The sequence below is a fragment of the Rhizobium sp. PAMB 3174 genome (assembly GCF_052908375.1).
In genome coordinates, this window is record NZ_CM128608.1 from 2,485,016 (window position 1) to 2,508,363 (window position 23,348).

The 23,348-nt window shown below is 63.7% G+C and carries 27 protein-coding genes; 11 read left to right on the forward strand and 16 right to left on the reverse strand.

All coding sequences use genetic code 11. The features are described from left to right. Window positions 1–47: 47 nt before the first annotated feature. Together ACU5AY_RS11955 and ACU5AY_RS11960 are read left to right on the forward strand one after the other, a co-directional pair. Complete coding sequence (locus ACU5AY_RS11955; RefSeq protein WP_446826371.1) at window positions 48–725, forward strand: peroxiredoxin-like family protein; 678 nt, start codon at window positions 48–50, stop codon at window positions 723–725. Between the two features lie 56 nt (window positions 726–781). Continuing rightward, window positions 782–1,495, forward strand: a complete 714-nt coding sequence (locus ACU5AY_RS11960; RefSeq protein WP_446826372.1) for an SDR family oxidoreductase — start codon at window positions 782–784, stop codon at window positions 1,493–1,495. A 205-nt stretch (window positions 1,496–1,700) separates the two neighbouring features. Here ACU5AY_RS11960 and ACU5AY_RS11965 read toward each other — a convergent pair whose 3' ends face one another. From ACU5AY_RS11965 to ACU5AY_RS11975, 3 genes are all read right to left on the reverse strand, one after another. Beyond that, a complete protein-coding gene (locus tag ACU5AY_RS11965; protein ID WP_446826373.1) occupies window positions 1,701–2,492 on the reverse strand; it encodes a YkgJ family cysteine cluster protein in 792 nt (263 codons plus the stop codon). Beyond that, on the reverse strand, window positions 2,459–2,959 hold the full coding sequence (locus ACU5AY_RS11970) for a YchJ family protein (protein WP_446826374.1): 501 nt from the start codon (window positions 2,957–2,959) through the stop codon (window positions 2,459–2,461). The genes ACU5AY_RS11965 and ACU5AY_RS11970 overlap by 34 nt, the downstream gene beginning before the upstream one ends. Window positions 2,960–3,099: 140 nt before the next feature. Next, entirely contained in the window at window positions 3,100–3,990 is an 891-nt protein-coding gene (locus tag ACU5AY_RS11975; RefSeq protein ID WP_446826375.1) for a LysR family transcriptional regulator, read from the reverse strand. Window positions 3,991–4,160: 170 nt separating this feature from the next. Between ACU5AY_RS11975 and ACU5AY_RS11980 the strand changes: the two genes are divergently transcribed. Then, window positions 4,161–5,057, forward strand: coding sequence for a DMT family transporter (locus tag ACU5AY_RS11980; RefSeq protein ID WP_446826376.1), 897 nt, complete (start codon window positions 4,161–4,163; stop codon window positions 5,055–5,057). Between the two features lie 68 nt (window positions 5,058–5,125). On the opposite strand, the gene ACU5AY_RS11985 is transcribed toward ACU5AY_RS11980, so the two are convergent. After that, a complete protein-coding gene (locus ACU5AY_RS11985; RefSeq protein ID WP_446826377.1) occupies window positions 5,126–5,518 on the reverse strand; it encodes a hypothetical protein in 393 nt (130 codons plus the stop codon). Between the two features lie 216 nt (window positions 5,519–5,734). On the opposite strand from ACU5AY_RS11985, the gene ACU5AY_RS11990 reads away from it, so the two are divergent. The 3 genes from ACU5AY_RS11990 to ACU5AY_RS12000 all read left to right on the forward strand — a co-directional run bounded on the left by ACU5AY_RS11990 (window position 5,735) and on the right by ACU5AY_RS12000 (window position 8,264). Then, on the forward strand, window positions 5,735–7,306 hold the full coding sequence (locus ACU5AY_RS11990; protein WP_446829007.1) for a helicase HerA-like C-terminal domain-containing protein: 1,572 nt from the start codon (window positions 5,735–5,737) through the stop codon (window positions 7,304–7,306). Between the two features lie 92 nt (window positions 7,307–7,398). Next, the gene (locus ACU5AY_RS11995; RefSeq protein WP_446824941.1) at window positions 7,399–7,623 is read left to right on the forward strand and encodes a DUF2188 domain-containing protein; all 225 of its coding nucleotides are present in this window, start codon (window positions 7,399–7,401) and stop codon (window positions 7,621–7,623) included. A 5-nt stretch (window positions 7,624–7,628) separates the two neighbouring features. Beyond that, window positions 7,629–8,264, forward strand: coding sequence for a hypothetical protein (locus ACU5AY_RS12000; RefSeq protein ID WP_446824942.1), 636 nt, complete (start codon window positions 7,629–7,631; stop codon window positions 8,262–8,264). A gap of 91 nt (window positions 8,265–8,355) precedes the next feature. Here the strand turns inward: ACU5AY_RS12000 and ACU5AY_RS12005 are convergent, their stop codons facing one another. Continuing rightward, on the reverse strand, window positions 8,356–9,582 hold the full coding sequence (locus ACU5AY_RS12005; protein WP_446826378.1) for an argininosuccinate synthase: 1,227 nt from the start codon (window positions 9,580–9,582) through the stop codon (window positions 8,356–8,358). A 126-nt stretch (window positions 9,583–9,708) separates the two neighbouring features. On the opposite strand from ACU5AY_RS12005, the gene ACU5AY_RS12010 reads away from it, so the two are divergent. Next, the gene (locus ACU5AY_RS12010; RefSeq protein ID WP_446826379.1) at window positions 9,709–10,176 is read left to right on the forward strand and encodes an Lrp/AsnC family transcriptional regulator; all 468 of its coding nucleotides are present in this window, start codon (window positions 9,709–9,711) and stop codon (window positions 10,174–10,176) included. 125 nt (window positions 10,177–10,301) lie between these two features. Here the strand turns inward: ACU5AY_RS12010 and ACU5AY_RS12015 are convergent, their stop codons facing one another. Further along, window positions 10,302–11,090: a VOC family protein gene (locus ACU5AY_RS12015; protein ID WP_446826380.1), complete on the reverse strand. Its 789-nt coding sequence runs from the start codon at window positions 11,088–11,090 to the stop codon at window positions 10,302–10,304. A gap of 189 nt (window positions 11,091–11,279) precedes the next feature. On the opposite strand from ACU5AY_RS12015, the gene ACU5AY_RS12020 reads away from it, so the two are divergent. Continuing rightward, the gene (locus ACU5AY_RS12020; protein ID WP_446826381.1) at window positions 11,280–11,726 is read left to right on the forward strand and encodes a MarR family winged helix-turn-helix transcriptional regulator; all 447 of its coding nucleotides are present in this window, start codon (window positions 11,280–11,282) and stop codon (window positions 11,724–11,726) included. Window positions 11,727–11,741: 15 nt separating this feature from the next. Here the strand turns inward: ACU5AY_RS12020 and ACU5AY_RS12025 are convergent, their stop codons facing one another. After that, window positions 11,742–12,167 (reverse strand): organic hydroperoxide resistance protein, encoded by a 426-nt coding sequence (locus ACU5AY_RS12025; RefSeq protein ID WP_446826382.1) that lies wholly within the window; start codon window positions 12,165–12,167, stop codon window positions 11,742–11,744. A 129-nt stretch (window positions 12,168–12,296) separates the two neighbouring features. Here ACU5AY_RS12025 and ACU5AY_RS12030 point away from each other — a divergent pair, with 129 nt between their 5' ends. Then, window positions 12,297–12,764, forward strand: a complete 468-nt coding sequence (locus ACU5AY_RS12030) for a MarR family winged helix-turn-helix transcriptional regulator (protein WP_446826383.1) — start codon at window positions 12,297–12,299, stop codon at window positions 12,762–12,764. Here ACU5AY_RS12030 and ACU5AY_RS12035 read toward each other — a convergent pair. The 4 genes from ACU5AY_RS12035 to ACU5AY_RS12050 all read right to left on the reverse strand — a co-directional run bounded on the left by ACU5AY_RS12035 (window position 12,697) and on the right by ACU5AY_RS12050 (window position 16,952). Beyond that, entirely contained in the window at window positions 12,697–13,110 is a 414-nt protein-coding gene (locus ACU5AY_RS12035; RefSeq protein WP_446824948.1) for a hypothetical protein, read from the reverse strand. The genes ACU5AY_RS12030 and ACU5AY_RS12035 overlap by 68 nt on opposite strands. A 92-nt stretch (window positions 13,111–13,202) precedes the next feature. Further along, window positions 13,203–13,958 carry a GGDEF domain-containing protein gene (locus tag ACU5AY_RS12040; RefSeq protein WP_446824949.1) on the reverse strand — a complete coding sequence of 252 codons (756 nt, stop codon included), beginning with the start codon at window positions 13,956–13,958 and terminating at the stop codon, window positions 13,203–13,205. Between the two features lie 164 nt (window positions 13,959–14,122). Beyond that, a complete protein-coding gene (locus ACU5AY_RS12045) occupies window positions 14,123–14,314 on the reverse strand; it encodes a hypothetical protein (protein ID WP_446824950.1) in 192 nt (63 codons plus the stop codon). Window positions 14,315–14,600: 286 nt separating this feature from the next. Beyond that, on the reverse strand, window positions 14,601–16,952 hold the full coding sequence (locus ACU5AY_RS12050; RefSeq protein WP_446826384.1) for a putative bifunctional diguanylate cyclase/phosphodiesterase: 2,352 nt from the start codon (window positions 16,950–16,952) through the stop codon (window positions 14,601–14,603). A gap of 536 nt (window positions 16,953–17,488) precedes the next feature. On the opposite strand from ACU5AY_RS12050, the gene ACU5AY_RS12055 reads away from it, so the two are divergent. Together ACU5AY_RS12055 and ACU5AY_RS12060 are read left to right on the forward strand one after the other, a co-directional pair. Beyond that, complete coding sequence (locus ACU5AY_RS12055) at window positions 17,489–18,859, forward strand: TIGR03808 family TAT-translocated repetitive protein (protein WP_446826385.1); 1,371 nt, start codon at window positions 17,489–17,491, stop codon at window positions 18,857–18,859. A 114-nt stretch (window positions 18,860–18,973) separates the two neighbouring features. Continuing rightward, entirely contained in the window at window positions 18,974–19,639 is a 666-nt protein-coding gene (locus ACU5AY_RS12060) for a glutathione S-transferase family protein (RefSeq protein WP_446826386.1), read from the forward strand. A 16-nt stretch (window positions 19,640–19,655) separates the two neighbouring features. Here ACU5AY_RS12060 and ACU5AY_RS12065 read toward each other — a convergent pair whose 3' ends face one another. From ACU5AY_RS12065 to parS, 5 genes are all read right to left on the reverse strand, one after another. After that, window positions 19,656–20,432, reverse strand: coding sequence for a hypothetical protein (locus tag ACU5AY_RS12065; protein ID WP_446826387.1), 777 nt, complete (start codon window positions 20,430–20,432; stop codon window positions 19,656–19,658). A gap of 285 nt (window positions 20,433–20,717) precedes the next feature. Beyond that, window positions 20,718–21,725, reverse strand: a complete 1,008-nt coding sequence (locus ACU5AY_RS12070) for an asparaginase (protein ID WP_446826388.1) — start codon at window positions 21,723–21,725, stop codon at window positions 20,718–20,720. 89 nt (window positions 21,726–21,814) lie between these two features. Further along, window positions 21,815–22,291, reverse strand: coding sequence for a DUF2127 domain-containing protein (locus ACU5AY_RS12075; protein ID WP_446826389.1), 477 nt, complete (start codon window positions 22,289–22,291; stop codon window positions 21,815–21,817). Window positions 22,292–22,331: 40 nt separating this feature from the next. Further along, window positions 22,332–22,826, reverse strand: coding sequence for an RES family NAD+ phosphorylase (locus ACU5AY_RS12080; RefSeq protein ID WP_446826390.1), 495 nt, complete (start codon window positions 22,824–22,826; stop codon window positions 22,332–22,334). Continuing rightward, on the reverse strand, window positions 22,823–23,320 hold the full coding sequence (gene parS / locus ACU5AY_RS12085) for a type II RES/Xre toxin-antitoxin system antitoxin (RefSeq protein WP_446826391.1): 498 nt from the start codon (window positions 23,318–23,320) through the stop codon (window positions 22,823–22,825). The genes ACU5AY_RS12080 and parS overlap by 4 nt, the downstream gene beginning before the upstream one ends. Window positions 23,321–23,348: the final 28 nt, after the last annotated feature.

Here is a 23,348-nt window from a genome sequence, read left to right on the forward strand (position 1 = left end):
CAGGGTTCACCCTGAAGCGGCACTTTCCAGCCTCACGGAGAATGAAAATGACACTCCAGTCCAAGCTCGATGCCTTCAAGGCCGATTTCGAAGCCGGCAAGCCACCCTACAACGTACCCCGTTCGGTGATCGAGACGATGCGCCGTGCGACCGCAGAACTGATTGCCTCCGGTGCCGCCCAGAAGGCGCTGAAGGCCGGCGACCGTCTGCCGGACTTTACGCTATCCGATCCCGAGGGCACGCCGGTGTCGTCCGCCGAGCTGCTGGCGCAGGGACCGCTGGTCATCAGCTTCTACCGCGGCGTCTGGTGCCCCTACTGCAACATGGAGCTCCAGGCCCTGCAGGAGGCGCTGGCCGAGTTCGAGGCGCTTGGCGCGAAACTCGTCGCCATCTCGCCGCAGACCCCGGTCAACAGCCGCAAGTCGACCGCCAAGAACAACCTGACCTTCCCCATCCTCTCGGACCCGCGCAACGACGTTGCCAATACCTTCGGCCTGCGCTTCGACATGCCGGACTATCTGGTAGAGCTCTACACGTCGCTGAAGAACGACCTTCCGGCCTTCAACGGAGACCCGAGCTGGACCCTGCCGATGCCGGCCCGATACGTCGTCGGACAAGATGGCGTCATCCTCTATGCCGAGGTCAACCCGGACTACACCCGCCGTCCGGAACCGGAAGACATGCTGCCGGCGCTTCGCCTCGCAGCCAGCCGCACCGCCGCCTGATCCATTCAACCCGCAAAGGCCCTGCTTCATCAGAAGCAGGGCCAGAGGATTTTCCGATGAAGCGAACATTCCTGATCACCGGCGCCAGCAAGGGCATCGGTCTCGCCCTCGCCCACCGTCTTGCCGCAAACAACCACACCGTCATCGGCATCGCCCGCCACCCGACCGATGCGTTTCCTGGCCCACTCCATGCACTCGACTTATCCGAACGCGCTGCCAACGAGGAACTGTCCAGGATCGTCAAGGACAGCAACGTCGACGGCGTGGTCAACAATGTGGGCCTCGTGAGAGCGGCACCGCTTGGGGACATCGCGGTTGACACGCTTGAGGAGGTCATGCGCGTCAATCTCCATCCGGCCCTCGTCGCCGTGCAGGCCGCCCTGCCCGCCATGCGCGCGCGTGGCTGGGGCCGTGTCGTCAATATCTCCAGCCTCACCGTTCTCGGCAGCGTGCAGCGCACCAGCTACGCCGCGGCCAAGGCAGCGCTTGTCAGTTTCACCCGCAGCTGGGCGCTCGAACTCGCACCGACCGGGATCACGGTCAACGCCGTCTCGCCCGGGCCGACCGAGACGGACCTGTTCCGGGCCAACAATCCGGTCGGCAGCGAAGGCGAGGCGCGATACCTCTCCGGTGTGCCCATGGGCCGGTTCGGCCAACCCGACGAGCTCGCCGCGGCGATCGCCTTTCTGCTGTCGGACGACGCCGCCTTCATCACCGGGCAGACGCTGCATGTCGACGGCGGGGCTTCGATCGGAAAGTCTACGCTTTAGCAAATTCAAACGGTCCAGCGCCTCATTGGGACCGGTTGTGAAGATGGGCACAGGACAGACAAATGACTGTCATCATGTTCCAAACTCCGGAAACGGACGGTCCGCTTCCGGCCCCAAAGGTGCCGTTGCACACGCGAAAAGGTGAGAGTTCAATTAGCTGCATCCATCACCTAGGAGATGATATTCTCCCTATGGGCCCACCCCCTCACCGCCGATACCTCCCCAATTCCGCCATCGCCTCCCGATAGTAGCGGTGGTGTTCCGCCGCCTTCGGGTCGGCGGCCGTCTTCTCCGCCCAGGCCTCCAGAACCGGCAATTGGAGGGCGGAAAAATCGAGGAGGTCGAGGCGGTTGTCGTAGCGCAGGTAGGAGACGAAGCTGACGATGACGCGGCCGGGAGCTGGCGATTGGGCGGCTTTCAGGACGCGGGCGTGGTGGGCGGGGGCGTGTTTGAGAAGCAGGTCCGCATAGCGCCTGAGCGCCGGGGTCTGGTCGACGAGGGCGTCGCGTTCGGCGTCGAAATCGGTGCGGTCGACGATCTGGCGGTCGCGGTAGACGACGGGTGCATCCTCGCCGGTCTCGCAGAGCCAGCCGGCGCGGGGCTTCAGCATGTCGGCCTGATGCGCCTCGTCCCTGTAGGGATAGAAGGGCATGGTGCGACAGCGCAGCGGCTTGGTCGTGTGGATGGAACAGAGACCTTCGGGGTCAAGCTCGGGACAGGGCAGATGCGGCGGCACGAAGGAGACGGGCGTCACCAGGATCGGCATGGTCTTCTTGCGGGTGATGTCGATCGTCGCGGCGATCTCGCCCACCTTCTGATAGCCGGGGGCCGTCGTCTTGACCGGCGTGATGCTGATCGCCAGCGGAAAGCGGCCGGCGCCCGAAAGCGCCTCGGCCACCGTCAGCGGCAGCAGGCCGTGGCAACAGAGGCCGCAGGCGGTGCAGCGGAACCGCTGTTCGCTCATCAGCCGGCGGACGCCGCGCCCGAGCCGCAGCACTTCTTGTATTTCTTGCCGGAGCCGCAGGGGCACGGATCGTTGCGGCCGACATGGGCGACGCGGACGGGTTCGGACTTCGGGTTGATCTCGCTGTCATGAAAACGCCATTCGCCATCGACGCGCAGGAAGGTGGCGCGCTCGACCTGAGTGAACGGGCGGCCATTGGCGCGGAAGCTGAAGGCGAAGCGCACCGTGCCCGTCTCGTCGTCCTCGCCGCCGGCCTCGGTGTCGCGGATGTCGAGCCCCAGCCATTCGGTACCCGGCAACGCGCTTTCCATGTCGACGCGGTTGAAGGAGGCGGCGGCGTGGTCGGTGATCGTGCGCTCGATATAGTCGAGGTCGCCGCGGGTGAAGGCCGTGTAGCGCGAGCGCATCAGCGCCTCGGCCGTCGGCGCGGGCTGGCCGGCGAGATAGGGGCCGCAGCAGTCTTCGAATGTACGACCGGAGCCGCAGGGACAGGACGTCATGGAAGGTTCCTCCGTATCGATTCCATACGACCGGTCTTACCACCCGCCCCCGGACGCCTCCAGTGCCGGTGGGCGATATCCCCTGTTGCAGCGGGAGGGCGGGCACCGGCCAAAGACGTGGGTAAGGGAAAGCGCGGCGCCTATCCCGCCAGGACGAGGCCGCCATAGCGGCTGATTTCGGTCTCGATTTCGGCGACGAGGGAATCGAGCGCCGGGTTCCGTCCCTTGCGGGCGCGGCGGATCACGTAGGCGAGCGAGGGCGGCTGCGGCAGGCGGTCCGTGATGACCTGCATGTCCGGGCGCAGATGGCGATCGCTCAGAAGCGCCACGCCCAGCGCCGAATTGACCGCCGAGACGATGCCCGCGGCGCTGGAACATTCGAAGACGGTTTCGAGCGCGACGCCGCCATCCTGGCCGATGTCGAGCGCCCATTGCCGGTAGAAGCAGTCATTGTCGAAGGAGAGGAACGGGATGGGATCGGCCTCAGGCAGAGCGAGCTCGGGATGCTTGACCCAGTGAAGGCCCTCGCGCATCAGCACGATGTCGGTCGGGCGGACTTCGTGGGCGAAGACCTGGATGATGGCGGCGTCCAGTTCGCCGCGTTCCAGCATGGCCCTCAAAACGAGGCTCATGCGGACCTTGGTGCGGACCGCCACATGCGGATGCAGACGCCGGAAACGGCCCAGGATGCGGGCGATGTCGGTGCAGGCGGTATCCTCGGTGAAGCCGAGCGCGATGCGGCCGGCAAGCGCGGTCTTCGACAGGCTCAGCAGCGCTTCGTCATGCAGCACGAGAATGCGGGAGGCATAGGTGAGCAGGTCCTCGCCGGCGGCGGTGAAGACCGGGGCGCCGGGCTTGCGGTTCATGAGATCGCAGTCGAGGCTGGTCTCCAGCCGCTTGATCTTGTGGCTGACGGCGGATTGCGACAGGCCGAGGGCATCGGCCGCGCGGGTGATGCCGCCATGCTGGCGGATCGCCCACAAGGCGCGCAGTGCGTCGATTTCCAGTCGCCGGCCGTTCAGTTCACTCACGCCATGTCCACCCGTCTTGTGTTCCGCATCATCTATGCGGATGACGGCTGCCGCTGGCAAGTCTTCATTCATATTCGGAATGGCGTGTCATGATGCCATCGATATTTGTCATGTGCGCATCTGCGATCCGTACCCTATGGCTGCCGGCAGTCACACCGACCGAGACCCACATGACCGACCAGCCCCTAACCACCCCTTCCCCCGTTCTTCCGCGGCTCCTCTGGCCGCTGACGGCGGCGTTGCTGGTGGTCACCTGGAGTTCCGGCTTCGTCGGCACGCGCTATGCCAGCGACCAGGCGAGCGTGATACTGGTCTTGTTCTGGCGAACGCTCCTGTCGGGGCTGATCCTGCTGCCGTTCGCCCTGATGATCGGACCGCGGATGCGGCTGCGGGCGGTGCTGGAACAGATGCTCTATGGCGCGATGATCGTGTTTCTGTATCTCGGCGGCTTCGCGCTGGCGATCGAACAGCGCGTGCCGACGGGGCTCGTGGCGCTGATCTCGGATCTCGTGCCGCTGGCGATCGCTGCGCTGGCCCAGCCGCTTCTCGGCGAGAGGCTGAGCCAGCGACAATGGCTCGGCACCGCGATCGCCGTTGGCGGCGTGCTCATGGTGTCGTTCGACAGCCTCGCCTTTGGTGCGGCGCCGATCTGGGCCTACGGGCTCACCGTCGGCTCCATGCTCATCTTCGCGCTCGCCTCCGTGCTGCAGAAGCGCCGGCGCACCATCCATATGCCGGTCCACCAGTGCATCTCCATCCAGATGCTCACCGGCGCGGTGCTGTTTGGCATCGCCGGTGCGATGCAGGGCAGCCTGGCGCCGCCCATGACCCGCGACTTCGCGATCGGCATGGCCTGGCTGGTGCTGATCGCGACCTTCGCCTCCTACTCGATCTACTATACCAGCCTGCGCCTGTTCCCCGTCGCCAAGGTGACCGCGGTCATCTATCTCAGCCCGGCGGTCACCATGCTGTGGGCATGGGCGCTGTTTTCCGAACCACTGACGGCGACGATGTTCGTCGGCCTGGCGATCACCTTTGTCGGCGTCTGGCTGACCTCGAACGGCTGAACCAAACGGAAAAGAAAAAGGCCGGAGATCGCTCCCCGGCCCTTCCTGATTTCTTTGGTACGATGTTCTCAGACGAACTGGCTGAGGCCCGGGACGGAAGCGACGACTTCGTCGACGACTTCCTCGCCGGCATATTCCTTGGCCATGGCGATCGTTTCCCTGGCGAGCGAGGTGATCTGGCCCATGCCGAGGCCTTCGCTCATCAGCTGCTGGCCGAGCGCCATGACGCCGCCACCACCGAGCGCGCCCATCAGGCCGCCGAGCAGACCGCCGCCACCCTTGGATTCGCCATTGTGCTGGGCTACCAGTTCGGCGCCGCCGGGGATCGCCTCGATCATGCGAGCGACCGCGCCGTCATCGGCTTCGCGCTGCAGGAAGCCGAGCATCATGCCGAGCGCGGTTTCGGCCAGTTCCTTGTCGATGCCGACCTTATCGGCGATCTGGGTGACGATGTCGTTCATGCTGCCTCCTCGAAGCGTTTATTGACGTTAACGTTCACGTAAAACATCCGCTCGTATCGCGCAAGCGGATTTGCGGGCTGTCCGCCCCAGCATGCCCTTTTCCCACCCGCTCCCGCAAGGCCGTTGCCGCTTTCGGCGTCGATACTTATAAGGGAGTGATGATGGTTCGATGACGCACCGCGCCAAAGGCCGGCAGCGCAAGGGAGAAGACGCATGATGCTGAAGGACGGGATGATCTATGTCGGAACCAGCCGCAACCCGGATGACAGCATCAACAAGGGCGAATATCTCGACCTGAAATACGGCAACCGGCACGGGCTGGTGACCGGGGCGACCGGCACCGGCAAGACCGTGAGCCTGCAGATCCTGGCGGAAGGCTTTTCGAACGCCGGCGTGCCGGTGTTCTGCGCCGACATCAAGGGCGACCTTTCCGGCATCGCCGCCATGGGCCAGCCGAAGGACTTTCTTTTAAAGCGCGCCGAGCAGATCGGCCTCGAACCCTACGACTTCCAGGAATTCCCGGTGATCTTCTGGGACCTGTTCGGCGAGAAGGGCCACCGGGTTCGCACCACGATTGCCGAGATGGGCCCGCTGCTGCTCGCCCGGCTGATGGATGCGTCCGAAGCGCAGGAAGGTGTATTGAACATCGCCTTCAAGATCGCCGATGAGGGCGGGCTGCCGCTTCTTGATCTGAAAGACCTGCAATCGCTGCTGAACTACATGGCCGAGAAGGCCTCCGAGCTTTCCAAGCAGTTCGGGCTCATTTCCGCCTCCTCCGTCGCCTCGCTGCAGCGCGGGCTTCTGGTGCTCGAACAGCAGGGTGCCGAAGAATTCTTCGGCGAGCCGGCGCTGAAGATCACCGACATCATGCGGGTGACCAATGACGGGCGCGGCGCGGTCTCGGTGCTCGCGGCCGACAAGCTGATGATGAACCCGCGGCTTTACGCCACCTTCCTCCTGTGGCTGCTCTCCGAACTGTTCGAGGAACTTCCCGAGGTCGGCGATCCGGACAAGCCGAAGCTCGTCTTCTTCTTCGACGAGGCGCATCTTCTCTTCAACGACGCGCCGAAGGTGCTGATCGAGCGCGTGGAACAGGTCGTCCGCCTGATCCGTTCGAAGGGCGTCGGCGTCTTCTTCGTCACGCAGAACCCGCTCGACGTGCCGGAGACCGTGCTCGCCCAGCTCGGCAACCGTGTGCAGCATGCGCTGCGCGCCTATACGCCGCGCGAGCAGAAGGCGGTGCGGACGGCGGCCGACACCTTCCGCCCCAACCCGGCCTTCGACTGCGCCACCGCGATTACCACGCTCGGCACCGGCGAGGCGCTGGTCTCGATGCTGGAGACGAAGGGCGCGCCCTCGATCGTCGAACGCACGCTGATCCGCCCGCCGGCCGGCCGGCTCGGTCCGCTGACGGACGCAGAACGCGCGCAGGTGATGGCGGTCAGCCCCGTCGCCGGCGTCTACGACAAGGACATCGACCGCGAATCCGCCTTCGAGATCCTCGCCGCCCGCGCAGAGAAGGCCGCCGAACAGGCCGCCGCCCAAAGGCAAGCCGAGGAACAGGCCGACCAGGCCGAGGCGAGCGCTTCCAAACGCTGGACCCTGCCCGGCTTCGGCGACGACGACGACAGCTCCACCACCAGCTCCAGCCGCAAGACCACCACGACGCGCCGCAGCTACCAGCGCGAAACGGTGATCGAGGCGGCGATGAAGAGTGCCGCAAGGTCGGTGGCCTCGTCGGTGGGACGGGCGATCGTCCGGGGTATCTTGGGGAGTTTGAAGCGGTAGGGGAGAAGTCGCAAGCATCACTCTCACTAGCGAGTTGCAGCGATATCACCTATATTCTTGCTACGCATAAACGCTCAAGCGGAGAGTTAGTCATGTCAAAAAAGGGCCAACACGTCGTCCCCAATGGCGGAAAGTGGAGTGTGCGAGCGGCCGGCGCGCAGCGTGCCAGCAAGACATTCGACACACAGCAAGAGGCAATTGAAAGCGCAAGGAGAAGAGCTCAAAAGCAAGGCTCGGAACTCTATGTACACGGCAAGGATGGAAGGATACGCGAGCGTAGCTCCTACGGTCGCGACCCGTATCCACCAAAGGGATAATGAATGTGGCATTTGAGTTTGAGACATCGGTCTTCGTCAACTGCCCGTTCGACAACACTTATGCCCCACTGCTTGAAGCGGCGTTGTTTTGCATTGTTTATTTCGGTTTCGAGCCACGGTTAGCCAACGAGCGTTTAGAAGCTGGAGAAAATCGCCTCGAAAAAATCGTCGGCATGGTCCGCGGCTCCAAGTACTCAATTCATGATCTATCGCGATGCACGGCTCAAGCCATCGGCGAATTCTTCAGAATGAACATGCCATTTGAATATGGCGTCGACGTAGGTCTGCGAATAAGCGGTGTGGGCAATCTTGACCAGAAGAAATTCCTCATTTTTGAGCGAAATGCATACGATCTGAAACGGGCCCTTTCAGATATTTCCGGGCAAGACGTCGCCAATCACGGCGACAGCTACGAGCTGGTTATAAAGCATGTCAGGGACTTTTTCCGCGTCGAGGCCAATATCGCGGTACCAGGGCCAGCAAGGCTGGAGGCAGATTACGCAACATTCCTCGGCTGGATGACCGAAAAGAAGATTGCAGAGGGGCACTCTGAAGCGCAAGCGCTTAATCTTCCTACTCGTGAGCGACTTGATGAGATGAAGAACTGGATTGCCGATGGCAAGCCAGTCCGCTTCGTGTAATTCATCCATAATTGGCGCGAATACTGAGGGCTTGCCATATCGGACAACCCGAGATCTTTCGACATGAATTGCTGCCACCGGATCCTCTCGCCTAATTATTGTCTTCGAAAATCCTCCGAGCCGACCAGCTCTTCAACCTCAAGCCATTCAGCCTGATGAAGCCTTCCGCGTCGTGGTGATCGTATTGCACGGCTCCTTCCTCGAAGGTCACGAGGTCGGCGGAATAGAGCGAGCATGGCGAATTGCGGGCGACGACGGTTGCGCTTCCCTTGTAGAGCATCATGGTGACGTCGCCGCTGACGAAGTTCTGGCTGCGGTCGATCAGCGCCTGCAGCATTTCTCGCTCAGGCGCATACCAGAAGCCGTTGTAGATCAGCTCCGCATAGCGGGGCATGATCTCGTCCTTGAGATGGGCCGCGGCCTTATCCAGAGTGATCGACTCGATGCCGCGATGGGCGGCGAGAAGGATGGTGCCGCCGGGCGTCTCGTAGACCCCGCGCGACTTGATGCCCAGGAAGCGGTTCTCGACCATGTCGACCCGACCAATTCCGTGCTTGCCGCCCAGCCTGTTCAATTCCGACAGCAGGGACGCCGGGCTCATGGCCTCCCCGTCAAGCGAAACCGCGTCGCCATTTTCAAAGCCGACAACGACCATTTCCGGCGCGTCCGGCGCAGCCACCGGGGAAGCCGTGCGCTGGTAGATATGGTCCGGAGCGATCCTCGCGGGGTCTTCCAGCACCTTTCCCTCGGTCGAAGTGTGCAGCAAGTTGGCATCGACAGAGAACGGCGCGTCGCCGCGCTTGTCAGTCGGGATAGGTATGCCGTTACGCTCCGCATACGCGATCAACTGCTGGCGCGACTGAAGCGTCCATTCGCGCCAGGGGGCAATGACGGCGAGTGACGGATCGAGCGCATTGACCGCGAGTTCGAGGCGGACCTGGTCATTGCCCTTGCCCGTGGCACCGTGGCAGATCGCATCAGCGCCCACCTCCTGAGCAATCGCGACCAGGTGTTTGGCGATCAAGGGCCGCGCGATCGCGGTGCCGAGCAGATACTGCCCCTCGTAGACGGTGTTGGCCCGCATCATCGGGTAGACGAAGTCGCGGACGAATTCCTCGCGGACATCGACGATGCGGACATCGTTCACACCCAGCTGCGACGCCTTGCGCCCCGCCGCCTCAAGGTCTTCATCCTGCCCCAGATCGGCCGTGAACGTCACGACCTCACAGCCATAGGTCTCCTGCAACCATTTGAGGACGATCGATGTGTCCAGTCCGCCGGAGTAGGACAGCACTACCTTCTTGATTTCCTTGTTCATCGCAACACTCCATGTCAAAGCTGGCGCAACGATAGACCAGCCTGTGCGGCCAGGAATTGCGAAGTTTCTTCTCTTGAACGCATTATTGGCATAACGTGCCAATGATCTAAATAAATGAGACGAGACATGCCAAAATCTCTAGACGCCATTGATAGACGCATTCTTCGCGTCCTGCAGCGCAACGCGCGCATTTCGAATGTCGACCTCGCCAAGGAAGTGGGACTGTCCCCGTCGCCGTGCCTGCGCCGGGTCAAGCTGCTGGAGGAAGCCGGCGTGATTTCGCGCTACGTCGCCGTGCTGGATCCGGAGAAGGTGGGTGCCGCACTGACGGTTTTCGTGCGCGTCTGGTTCAAGACCCAGGATGCGCAGGTCACGCTGCAGTTTGCCGAGGCGATGGACCGGCTGCCGGAGGTGATGGAGTGCTATCTGACGACAGGCGAATGCGACGCGGTGCTTCGTGTCGTTACTGCCGATCTTCACAGCTACTGGCGCTTCCAGGCCGATCACCTGACGCGCATCCCGAGCGTGCTGAACGTCAAGACGGACGTGCCGATGGAAACGCTGAAGCGGAGCTTTGAACTGCCGCTGATGTAATCGGTCACAGCAGAGCGGTGCCAAGAAGCTGAATGCTGAGCTTGGGAAAATACAGAGACGAGGCGACGAAGTTGGCCACCTCGTCTCTGACGGGCAATACTCACGTTATGCTGCGCCGCTTCCCCTCAGCGCTTCGGCGCCACCAGCGCGAACGTCGCCCCTTGCGGATCGAGGCACTGGATGATCCACGAATCGCCGGGCACTTCCATCGGGCCGTTCACGACCTTGCCGCCGGCGGCTTCGACCCGCCCTGCGGCCGCATCGATCGCATCGGTGCAGATGTAGTAGTTCCAGAAGGGAACGGGCATGTCCGGCATCTTGGTCATGATGCCGCCGAGATCCGCGCCTTCGTACTGGAACAGCTGGTAGGTGCCCATCGGGCCCATATCCATGCCCTGCCCCTTCTTCCAGCGGAACATCTTCGCATAGAAGTCGAAGGCTTGCCCGCCGTCGCCGGCGTAGAGCTCGTGCCAGCCGAAGGTGCCGGGCGTCGGCGGCTTCGGCATCTCCGGCACCGGGCCGTCCGGCATTTGCGGCTTGAAGAGATAGATGACCGCGCCATGCGGATCGGCGACGACGGCGAAGCGGCCGATGCCGGGAATGTCGGTTGCCGGCATGTGCACCCGGCCGCCGGCCTCCCAGAAGTCGTTCGCCTTGGCGTCGACGTCGTCGACGCAGACATAGCCGACCCAGGCGGGGCGGACATCGCCGGACGCCATATCCGGCGTGATCGCCATCATGCCGGCGGTTCCCGCCTCGTGGCCGGGCACGTGGAAGATCGTGTAGTCCATGCCGCCGGCGGTCGTATTGTCCGCCTTCTTCGCCGTCCAGCCGACCACCTTTTCATAAAATGCGGCCGCGGCCGCCGTGTCCGAGGTCATCAGCTCGTACCAGATAAATCCGCCTTCCTTCATGACCGTCTCCTTCCGGCGTTTGATCGGTTTTCATGGCCGCCCAAGGGCTTGTTCGGGGACCGTTTCCCTGAAAGGGTAATGGGATCGCGCACGAGCGCATTCCGGACCTCGCGCAACGCGCCGGAATGATGCATAGTGCATGCGATATGTTTCACTTGACTTTTGAGTTGATATCAACATAATATGACAATGTCAAACAAGCAACCCGTTCCCTATTCCACCACCATCCATGTCCGCGACCATTGTCTGTGCCTGCATGCGCAGCGCGCCGCGCGGGCGCTGGCCCGGCGCTTCGACAATGCGCTGAAGCCCTATGGCGTGACGAACGGGCAGTTTTCGCTGATGATGTCGCTCAACCGGCCGGAGCCGCCGACGCTCGGTTCCGTCGCCAACCTGCTGGCCATGGACCGCACCACGCTGACGGCCGCACTCAAACCCCTTGAAAAGCGGGGGTGGATCACCAGCAAAGCCGACCCGAAGGACCGCCGCTCGCGGCTCTTGGTGCTGACGGAAGACGGTGCTTCGGTGCTCGCCGACGCGCTGTGGGTGTGGAAGTCGGTTCACCAGGAACTGGAAAAGGAAAGGCCGCAGCTGGATTTCGACCGGCTGCGGCATGATCTCGCGGAATTGTCCTGAGATTTATCAGAAACCTCAGCCGGCCAACGTGGCGCTCACTTCGGTCGAAGTGCGCATGGCGTGGCTGTAGGGGCAAATGATGTGCGCGTCGGCCACCAGCTTTTCGGCCAGTTCGCGCTCCATGCCCGGAAGGCTTGCCTCGATCGAAACTTCAATGCCGAAGCCGGTGCCGTCGTCGCGCGGGCCGATGCCGACCTTGGCCGTTACGGTCGTATCCGCCGGCAGCTTGACCTTGGCGTTGCGGGCGGCAGCACCCAGCGCGCCGGTGAAGCAGGCGGAATAGCCGGCGGCAAACAGCTGCTCCGGATTGGTGCCGCGCGCGCCGTCACCGCCGAGTTCCTTCGGCACGGTCAGCGTCACGTCGAGAACGCCGTCATCCGACTTCGCATTGCCGGCACGACCGCCGACGGCGGTGGCCTGGGTCCGGTAGAGAATTGCCATATCGAGGCTCCTTTAATTAGTGCAAAATTAAATTGGACACAATTCAATTTACCGCGTTGCATTCGGGAGTCAAGCCTGAAACAATGGAAACATGAGAGATCGGCACGGCGAGCCGGCCAGGACAAGACGATGAGCAAAGACCCGTTCACATTGGAAAACCAGCTGTGCTTCGCGATCTATTCCGCGAGCCACGCCTTCACCCGCGCCTACAAGCCCGTGCTCGAGCCGCTGGGGCTGACCTATCCGCAGTATCTGGTCATGCTGGCGCTGTGGGAGAAAGGCCCCCTCACCGTCAAGGCGATCGGCGAGGCGCTGATGCTCGATTCCGGCACGCTGTCACCGCTCCTGAAGCGGCTGGAACAGGTCGGGCTGATCACCCGACGGCGTGACAGCCGCGACGAACGGCAGGTGGTGATCACGCTGACCGACCAGGGCAAGGCGATGGAGGCAGAGACGCGGAAAGCGGTTCAGCCGGTGATGGAGGCCGTCGGCTGCGCGCTCGACAGCCCGCCGGAGATCCGCGACGCGCTCAACACACTACGTCGCAGCCTGATGCTTCTTCCGCAGACTTGTAGACCGGCTGATCGCCCGGAATGACCGGCAACGTGGAATAAGGAGCGCCAGCGCCGGCCGGCTGGTAGACTTGGCCGCCATTGCCCGCATAGGTCTCCTTCGCGAGGAGCTTGCGGCCGCGATACTCGTCGTCCCAGATCACCTGGTCGAGACCGAAGGTGGAAGCGACCGAATCGACGACGGCGTCGGCGACATGTTTCTTCTGCTTCGGCGTCTGCTCGTAATAGACCGGCCAGGTCTCGGCGACGAAGCGGTCGGGGTCCGTCGCGCCGGTATCGGGCAGGACATAGCATCCCTGCAGCCCGTTGCAGATCGCAAGGACCGCGCCGATGCGCAGCCCATGACGCCGAAAAGAAAGATTGCAAAGCATAATCGCCCACTGTCACCAGATATGATCCGGCGGCACTCTTCCATGTTGCGCTGGCGCGAAACTGACTTGGGTGGAGCCGGCAGACGCCGGCGTCAGGCGGCCGCCCTGCTCTTGATGGAGAGGCGCTTCGCAACGACCCGATTGCGTCCGTCTTCCTTGGCCGCATAAAGGCAGAGATCCGCCTGATGGTAGAGGTCGCGGAAGCCGCCGGCATTGTCGGCGCAGGCAACGCCGATGCTGACGTTCAGCGGATAGGTTACGCCGCCGACCTCGAACTTGGAGGTGGCCACGGCCAGACGGATGTTTTCCGCAGCAAGCGTGGCGACGGACGGCACCGTGTCATGCATGAAGACCGCAAACTCCTCGCCTCCGAGGCGGCCGAACAGGGCGCCCTGGGGAAGGCTTGCGGCAACAGCACTGGTCACGGTCTGCAGCGCCCGGTCGCCGACCTCGTGCCCGAAGGTATCGTTGACGCGCTTGAAGTGGTCGACGTCGACGACCATCATCGCATCGATGCGGTCTTGCTTCTCACCCTTGACCGGCCGGCGCAGCGTCTCATCCACCTGGCACGCGAAGGCGCGGCGGTTCAACGTGCCTGTCAGCCCGTCGGTCATGGCCAGGACCTCAAGCGCCCGGCGCGCCACGCGCAACTGGGCGATCTTCCAGGAGGCCAGCAGGAAATTCGGGAAGGCGATCACGAGCGGCACAAACATATGGTCGAGCACGGCCCATAAGCGTCGGCCTGCCGGAACCTCGATCAACACGTCCACGTCAAACAGCAACGTCAGCACTATGCACACGAAAGTGCCTACGGCAGACGCTGCGGCGACCTGTATCCAGTCCGCCATTTGCAATTTGAAACTGTACAACTCGACAATCCCCTCTTTGCGGAGAGGTTAGGCGAAATTGATAAATATTAGGTTGCGCAAGACGGCTTAGAGATGGCCGTCTTGCGTGGTAAACGCGCTGTTTGGCCTACCGCTTCCGCTGTCGTGTCAGACAGCGGCGAAGCTCAGCGTGATACGGTCGCAGATATCCGCCGCGTGACCAGCCAGGTGGCGGGCAAGGCGATGACGGCACCCGCGACCGCTGCGGCGACGATCGAGCGCGCATCCATCATCGACATCGACAGGACCGCGACGACGGCGGCGCCGGCGAGCGCGGAGGCGATCAGCACATAGAGAATTGCAGCAAGACGGAACATGTAAAGCCCTCCAGTCCATCGTTGATGGCGGAAGGCTAGGCGTTGGCGTGGTCCGGGCATTGATCCAGGACAAACAAATATCGTTTTCTATATATCTTTGTCGCTCATTTGCCGGCCAGGACCCGCTCGAAGCGGCGATCGGGAATGAGCCATGTCGCGGCCACGCCGACGAAGATGGCGATCACGCCATCCGAAAACGCTTCCAGCCTGCCTTTCGTCATTGCCAGCCCCCTGCACAGCCTGATCATGCCAAGCTGCGATGAAGCGGCATTTCTGGCAAGAGCGCTCAGAAGCGGCGCTGGCGATGGAGATCGGCGATGTCGTCCGGCGAGACCGGCCGCGAGATCAGGTAGCCCTGGATCTGGTCACAGCCCGCAGACCGCAGGAAGGCGGATTGCGCGATGGTCTCGACGCCTTCGGCGATGACCTTCAGGTTGAGCTTCTGCGCCATAGAGATGACCGCCGAGCAGATCGCCGCGTCGCTCTCGTCGCCCGGAAGGCCGGCGACGAAGGACTGGTCGATCTTCAGGCGCGAGACGGGAAAGCGCTTGAGCGCGCTGAGGCTGGAATAGCCAGTGCCGAAATCATCGATGGCGATGCGCACGCCGAGCGCGTCCAGCTCCTCCATGGTGGCGACCGCGTGCGGCAGGTCCTGCATGATCAGGCTTTCCGTGACCTCAACCTCGAGGCTTGCGGGGCTCAGCCGGTTGGCGGCGAGCGCATCGCGCACCACGTCGATGAAGCCCTGCTCCCGGAACTGACGTGCAGCGACATTCACCGAAACCGGGACTTGCGGCAGGCCCGCATCCTGCCAGAGCCGGTTCTGGCGACAGGCTTCCGCCAAGACCCAGCTGCCAAGCTGGGAGATCAGGCCGGATTCCTCGGCAACCGGAATGAAAATCGCCGGCGGGATCAGGCCGCGCCGGGGATGCTGCCAGCGCACCAGCGCCTCCAGGCCGACGATGCGGCCAGAGGCAAGCTCGATCTGCGGCTGGTAGACCAGCCGCAACTGGTCGTTCTCGATGCCGATGCGCAGTTCCTCGTGCAGCGCCAGCCGCTCGCGCACATTGGTTTCCATGTCGGCATTGTAGCGCTGGCAATTGTCGCGCCCGAAGGCCTTGGCGCGGTACATGGCGGCGTCGGCCTGGGCCAGCAGCGCCTCCATGTCGCCGGCCGTGGCGGGAAACCCGGACGCGCCGACGCTGCAGGTAATGGAAAAGTCGGTGCCCGCCGCCAGGATCGGATCGGCGAGCTTGCGGTGTATCGCGAGAAGGCTTTCCCAGGCATTCGTGCAGGTGGGATCCCGGTCCCGCATGACGACCAGGAATTCGTCGCCGCCCATGCGGTAGGCCGCTTCGAGGCACGGCAGGGACTGGCCCAGCCTCGCAGCGACGCTGCGCAGCGCCTCATCGCCGGCAGCATGCCCCAGGCTGTCATTGACCATCTTGAAATTGTCGACGTCGATATAGGCGACCATCACGCCCTCGCCGGCGATGCGGGCCGCATCGATGGTCTCCTGCAGGTTCTTCTGCAGCGTCGCGCGGTTCGGCAGGCCGGTCAGCGTGTCGTGCAGCGCCATGAAGCGGATGCGGTCCTCGGCATATTTGCGGTCGAGTGCGATGCCGGCAATATCGGTTGCGAACTGGATGAGCGACTTGGCGTAATCGTCCGGCGCCCCGGCTTGCAGCGAATAGAGGCCGAACGTGCCGAGCACGCGGCCGTCATGCGAGAAGATCGGCGTCGACCAACAGGATCGCAAGCCGAACGGCCGGGCCAGCTCGCAATAGTCCGCCCAGAGCGGGTTCGTGAAGATATCCTCGACGATCACCGGCTTGCCGGTCCAGGCGGCCGTTCCGCAAGAGCCGACGGACGGACCGATCTTGACGCCGTCGATCAGGTCGCTCCAGGCGACAGGCAGCGTCGGCGCGGCGCACTTGCGCAGATGCGTTCCGGTTTCATCGAGAAGCAGAAGCGAGGACATCACCCCGTCGAGCAGCCCCTCGATCAGGCGCAGGAGCTCCTCCAGAATGGTTTCGACCGGCTTGCTGAGGGTGATCATTTCCATCAGCGCCGACTGGCCCTTGAGCAGGTCTTCGGCGAGCTTGCGGGCGGTGATGTCGTGACCGCAGCAGATGACGCCGATCACCTCCCCGGTTTCCGACCAGACCGGCACCTTGCTGGTCAGCACCCATTTCACCTTGCCATGAGCATCGATGATCCGTTCGGTCCGGCCGATTTCCGACTTGCCGCTTGCCATGATCTGCTGTTCACGGGCGAAGAACTGTTCGGCCATCGCCTTGTCGTGGATGTCGAAATCGGTCTTGCCGGCGATCTCCTCGGCCGTCGCAAAGGGCGTGTCGGCCAGCATCGCGGCATTGGCGACGACGTAGCGGCTCTGACGGTCCTTGGCCCACAGATAGTCGGGCGTCACCTCGAAAATCTCTTCCAGCCAGGCCTCGCGCGGCAGCGCCGAGATCTGCTGGTTTCCGATCACCATGGCGTGGCTGTTGAGGGCGCGGCCTGCCGAAAGCAGGCGGTCGGTCATCACATCGGCAAGCCGGTCGGGGCCGGTTCTGCCCGTCGCGCTCCATTTCGAAAATTGCGGCGACTTGTTCTTCATGATCGACCAGTGAAACATTTCCTCAACCGTGATTTATAGAGCCACAGCATTAACCGGGGGTTGCGAATGGCGACCATGGAGGCCGAGACTGCCGGCAGGCACGCCGGAAATCGGATCGTGGTTAAGGAGTCGCAAAGCTGTGCGCAAAAAGAAACCGGCGCCCGCGTGAACCGCGAAAGCGCCGGGAGAAAGGACGCAATGACCGGTAGCCGACAATATCGCCGAGCAGGAAGCCCCATTCCTGTCGGCAGCATCACTGGCGCTGTCATTCATCGCCGTCGCCACAACAGCTCGAATGACACCTTAGTTTCCAGCAGGCCAATGCCTTTTCGAGAGGCACCGGCCGCTCCCAGGAAATGCGCCGGACATCGACTGAAGAAGTCGTCGTCATTGCGTCCCGGTCATTGCGGATTTCAATCTAGCGGCTCCGGGACGGCGCTCGTTGATATAGATCAACCCCGCCTGCGAAAGTCGTCCGACCCCGCAATTTGTCCCATTTCGGGACATGTCCGTCTGGCACGCTTTGTGCTGCCATGATGGCAAGGAGTGACGGGATGTTTCAAAGACGCACGTTCATGGCGGGACTTGCCGCCGCAGCCGCAGCCGCACTTTCGAGCCGCGCCAGCGCCCAGGCGCCGGGCGTCGCGGACACGGTGCTGCGCGGGCCGATCGGCAAGGCGTCGGCCGGCTACCTGCCGGCCGCGGCCGATCGCAAGAGCAGGACGTTCAGCGATCTCCTGAAGGAGGCGACGCGCAACCGCGCTCCCGTCTTCCTGCCGCCGGGCGACTATGCGATCTCAAACATCGAACTGCCGGACGGCGTGCACATCACCGGCGTCGCCGGCCAGACGCGCATTATCTATGATGGCGAGGGTTACCTGTTCGCCGCCAACGAGGTGCAGCGCGTCAGCTTTTCCAATCTCGTCATCGATGGCGGGCAGCGGTGGCTCGCCGACTATGCCCCGGCGCTGATCCACGCCCGCGCGGTGAGCGAGGTCACCTTCGACAATTGCGAGATCCGCGGCTCTTCAAAGCACGCCCTGCAGCTGGAGCGCTGCGGCGGGCATGTCCGCGACTGCCGGATCGCCGGCGCCGGCGATGCCGGCGTCTACGCGGTCGAGTGCACCGGCATGGCGATCGCCGACAACATCGTCGAGGATTGCGGCAATGGCGGCATCCTCGTCCACCGCTGGACGAAAGGTCCGGACGCCAGCATGGTCTCCGGCAACCGCGTGCGGAGGATCAGCGCCAAGGCCGGAGGCACGGGCGAGAACGGCAACGGCATCAATGTCTTCCGCGCCGACAATGTGCTGATCTCCGCAAACCACGTCTCCGACTGCGCCTTTTCCGCGATCCGCTCGAACGCCGGCTCGGACGTGCAGATCGTCAACAACCAGTGCCTGAACTCCGGCGAGACGGCGATCTATTCGGAATTCGGCTTCGAGGGCGCGCTGGTCTCCGGCAACCTGGTCGACGGAGCCGCCAACGGCATTTCCATCGTCAACTTCGACAATGGCGGCAGACTTGCCGTCGTCACCGGCAACATCGTCCGCAACCTGTCGGCGACCGGGCCTTACGAGCAGGACGGCGGCTTCGGCTACGGGATTGCGGCGGAGGCCGACACCGTCATTTCCAACAACGTCGTCGAGAATGCGCCGCACTGGGGCATATCGCTGGGCTGGGGGCCCTATCTGCGCAATCTCGTCGCCACCGGCAACATGGTCCGCAGTACGCCGGTCGGCTGCGCTGTCAGCGTCGTCGAAGGCGCTGGCAGCGCACTTATTTCCGACAACCTGTTCCAGGATGTCGCGGAGGGCGGAGTGCTCGGCTTCCGCTGGCTGGAAAAGGCGACCGGCGAGCTCGCCGAGGACGCCGGCGGTTACGACCATCTGACGATCGGACGGAACCGGGTCGTCAAGGGCTGATCCATCAGACAGCGTGATGGGTGCCTGCCGAAAAGTCATCGGCCGGCCGCTTCCCGCGCGCCGCCTGCCCGGTTAGTCTCTGCTTCGACCCACAGGAGCCCTACGGAGCCCGGCATGCTGACGATCTACGGCGTCTATCACTCGCGCGCCTCGCGCAATTACTGGATGGCCGAGGAACTCGGCCTCGAACACCGCTCGGTCCCCGTCGTCCAGGCGCGGCTGCTTGCCGATCCGCAAGCCGCCGGCGCGCCGATCAACACACGCTCGCCGGACTTCCTCGCCGTCAATCCCGCGGGCCAGATCCCGGCGGTGGAGGACGACGGGCTGGTGCTGACGGAATCGCTGGCGATCAACCTCTATCTCGCCCGTCGCCATGGCGGGCCGCTTGCCGGCGCCGATGCAAGCGAGGACGGCATGATCGCGCAGTGGACGTTGTTTGCCGCCACCCAGATCGAACCGCAGAGCGTGAGGATCGTGCTGACCTACGACAACGAGGCGGAAGGGACGGAGGACGGCCGACGGACGATCCGCGAGGCGGTCCTGCTGCTCGCCAAGCCGTTCGAAATCCTGGAAAAGCGCTTGAGTGAGAGCCCCTATCTCGCTGCCGACCGGTTCACCGTCGCCGATCTCAACATGGCGGAGGTGCTGCGTTATGCGCAGACGCAGACCGCTCTGTTCGACAGCCACCCGAAGGTAAAGGACTGGCTGGCGCGCTGCCAGTCGCGTCCGGCCTTCAAGGCGATGATGATGAAGCGCGAGGCGGAAGTCCTGCCGGTGTAGCGGCCGCGGCGCCTCTTCAGCGGGCCGGGCGCAGGGGCACGGGATATCGCCGGCGTCTCGGCTTTTCTGCCGGCGGAGGCGCCAGCGACGTCACCGCCGGGCGTATCCTGAGGATGACGAGGAGCGCCAGGACGCCGAAGTAGACGATGAACATCGACAGCGCAGGACTGGAAACGAGCCCGCCCATACCGGCAAGCGACGTTCCGAAGCCTTGCAGATACTCAACAGCTGAAACGGCTAGGCCTGGGCCGGGTAGTCGGTGGAGAAGCGCAGGCAGCTCTTCCATTCCGGCGAACGCCGCAATGCACGACCAAGCGGCGGCAAGGGCGGCGAGCCAGTTGGCCACCCGCCAGGGCGGGCTTGACGATTCCTTGAAGGATTCGATCGGAAACGCGAGGAAGACGAGCAGGGCAGCGAGGAACAGGACCTGCTGCGGCGTGGTTTCGATAAGCACGGCCGGGCGCGGGGCGCCGCTCCACAGCGATGCGAGAATCATGAGCTTGCCGGCGGATGCGACGAGCCAGATGCCGATCGCGGCGATCCAGGCGGGCGCAAGGCGCAGGTAGAGGATGCGTGCCGCGCTGCAGCCGAAGACGCCGACAGCCGTCATCGTCAGGCCGAAAGGTTTCAGGAAGCCGTTGAAGAAGGCGGACTGGCCGGCACAGCCCTCGGGTGTCGCGGAACATTCAGTCAGCGCCGCGAAGAACCAGACGACATAGGGATAGAACACCGCGAAGAACAGGAACGCGGTGACCGCCATCAACATCCACCAGACATAGCGTCCTGCAAACACCGGCGGGTCTCCCTCTCCCCGCGCCGAACGAAGCGGCGGCGGCGCCTTCGTGCCACATTGATGCAACGCGGCCGGCCACGAGGGCCGAACCCTGCTGCATGACGAAAGGAAGACTATCATCTCCGCAAAACGCCCGCAGGAAAGCCTCTGCGGCTGGTTGACGGATCGCGACGACGACAGGCGGGTGCAGCGCTATGGCGCGTAAAGCCGTGCCAGAACGGCACAATCCGCTACCGGAAGATGAACTGGCAGGCGGGAATACATCCAGACTCGATGAGACGGCGATCAGTTTGCGAGCGGTCCTGCAATGCGGACGTCGCCGACATGGATGCCGTTCCAGTTGTGCATCGCATGGCTGGCGAGCCCGAGAAGGGCCGTCTTCTCGGTGCTGCCTTCGTCGAAGAAGCGGGCGAGCGTGCCGGCCACCATGGCGTTTGCCGCACGCTCGGCGCCGTCCTCGCATTTCAGCGCGACAGCGATGCCCTTTTCCGGAATGACGGCGCAATAGACGCCTTCGGCGCCGACCTTGGCGAAGACCTTGCCGGGCACGGCTTCCATCAGCCGCGTGCAGAAACGGTTGGTGCCGGCAACATAGAAGGGTTCGGCCATGGCGGCGTTCAGGAGCCGCGTGGCGGCTTTCGCGCGCACGGGTTCCAGCCCGGTGCCGGTTGCCATCTTTGCGAAACCGTGGGCGAGGTTTTTCAGCGGAATGGCATAGGTCGGGATCGAGCAGCCGTCGGTGCCGCAGATGTCGGCGTCATGGACGGCGCCGGTCAGGTTTTCCATGATGCCGCGCAGCTCGCCCTGGAACGGGTGTTCGTAACCGACATAGCCTTTCAGCCGCGTGCCGGAATGGGCGCAGGCGCACAGGAAACCGGAATGCTTGCCCGAACAGTTGTTGTGGAGCGCGGTCGGGACCGCCATTTCGCGCGCCTGCTCGATGGCGACCGGCTGGTAGAAGGACCAGTGGGCGCCGCATTCGAGATCGTCTTCGGAAAGGCCCGCGCGGGCCAGCATGGAGGCCGCCAGCGAGACATGCGCCGCCTCGCCCGAATGCGACGCGCCGGAAAAGGCGAGCTCCTTGTCGCCGAAGCCATAGGCATCCGCCGCGCCGCTTTCGACGAGCGGCAGCGCCTGCATCGCCTTGCAGGCCGAGCGCGGGAAGACGGCGCTGTCGATATCGCCCTTCGACCACACGACCGCGCCATCGCCATCGACAACGGCGATGATGCCGCGATGACGGCTTTCGACGCGATTTCCGCGGGTGACTTCGACGAGGACCGGATTTTCCATGACCATTTCCTTCGGGCCGTTCTGACGGGGCGTTTTGGCCGCGTACATAGAGGATCGGCGGCGGCTTGGGAAGGGTGCACCCCTCCCCTTCACCGCACCGGCAGATGGCGGCGCATGAGGCGGTATTCGTGCCAGATGAGTGCGATGACGACGATGTCGAAGACAGTGAGCACGATCAGGAAGAGGCTGTGGGTGTAGGAAAAGCGGTAGAGCTGGTAGGCGATGAAGAGGCCCATCACGACGAGCGAGGCCGGATAGGCCCAGAGCCTTTCCTTCAAGAGCCCGGCGACGAGCAGGAGCTTCACCAGACCGTGGCTCAACAGATAGAAGGCGTAGAAGGTCTTGGTGCCGACGGAAAAGCCCTGGGCCCAGGCAAGCAGATGGGTGGCGACGAAATCATGCGGATCCTCGAGCAGCTCGCTCTGGGTCATCCATTTGACCAGCCCGAGGATGGAGCCGGTGCTGACAAAGGCGAGCATCAGCCCGCCGATGCATTCGGCGGCCGCATGCAGGCCCTTGAGGATGACGCTCACCTCGAAAAGGCGGTGGATGGTGTTTTCGTTCATGCTGCGGCGCGGCTCCCGACCGCAAATGGCACGCGCGGCCTCATGCCGGGCCCGGACCGCCGCGCAGCCGCGGATCGTAGTCCCAGCGGCGCAGCTTGGTGGCAGTGAGCCGGCCGATGTCCGGATGCTGCGGATTGACGAGAATGTTGGTTTCCTCCGGCGCGATGATGGAGGGCACGACGAGGCAGAGGGTCTTGCGTCCGGCAAGCCAGCGTGTGCCATAGGCGATGCTCGCCCGGCCCGGCGGCCGCGCATCCCAGCCGACCGGCGCCGTGGTGGCATCGAGGACCTCGGCGGCGGCGAAGACGTCATCGGGAATGTCGATGCGGACCAGATAGCGGTTCAGCGGCAGCCCGGCGGAGCCGAGATGCACCAGCGTTTCGAGCGCGGCGAGCGCGATAGAGCTTGAACAGTAGAGAACGGCGGAGCCCTTCTCGTTCCAGCGGCCACCGGTGGCCTGGGCACCGGCGCCGGACAGGTCGTCGGCCTCGTAGTCCGGCGTATCCGTGGCGATACGCCAAACGCTTGCCGTCATGCGTAGGCCCCGCTCTGCATCTGGGCGATCAGACCGGAGACCATCGCCTGCCCCTCGACGGTATCGAGGAAATCGAGCGGCCTTGCCCCGGCAAGCGCCGGTGCGGGCTGCTGCAGCCATTCGGAGAGCCACTGCGCCGCATCGAAGCCTTCGATCTCGCCCGACTGGCGGACGATTTCCTCCACCTGCCCGATCATCTTGGCGATGCCGACAACGCGCTCGCTGTCTTCCGGCGAAAGGTTGTCCTTGCGGCCCACCTTGCGATTGAGGGTCGCCGGGGAAATCCTCAGGCTGTCGAGCAGCAGGCCCTGCGGCATGTTCAGCCGTTCCTGAAGCGCCTTGACGTCACGCGCGGGCACGCCGGCCCGGATCAGGCCGACACGCATCCAGGCGGGCGAATGGAAGAGGTCGAGGTGATCGGAGATCGAGATATTTTCGTCCCGCTCGCTGTTGCCAGCCGGGTGTTTCGCCGTTGCCAGTGCCGGTTCGCTCATGTTCAGCCACCTGAATTGAACTCAATTG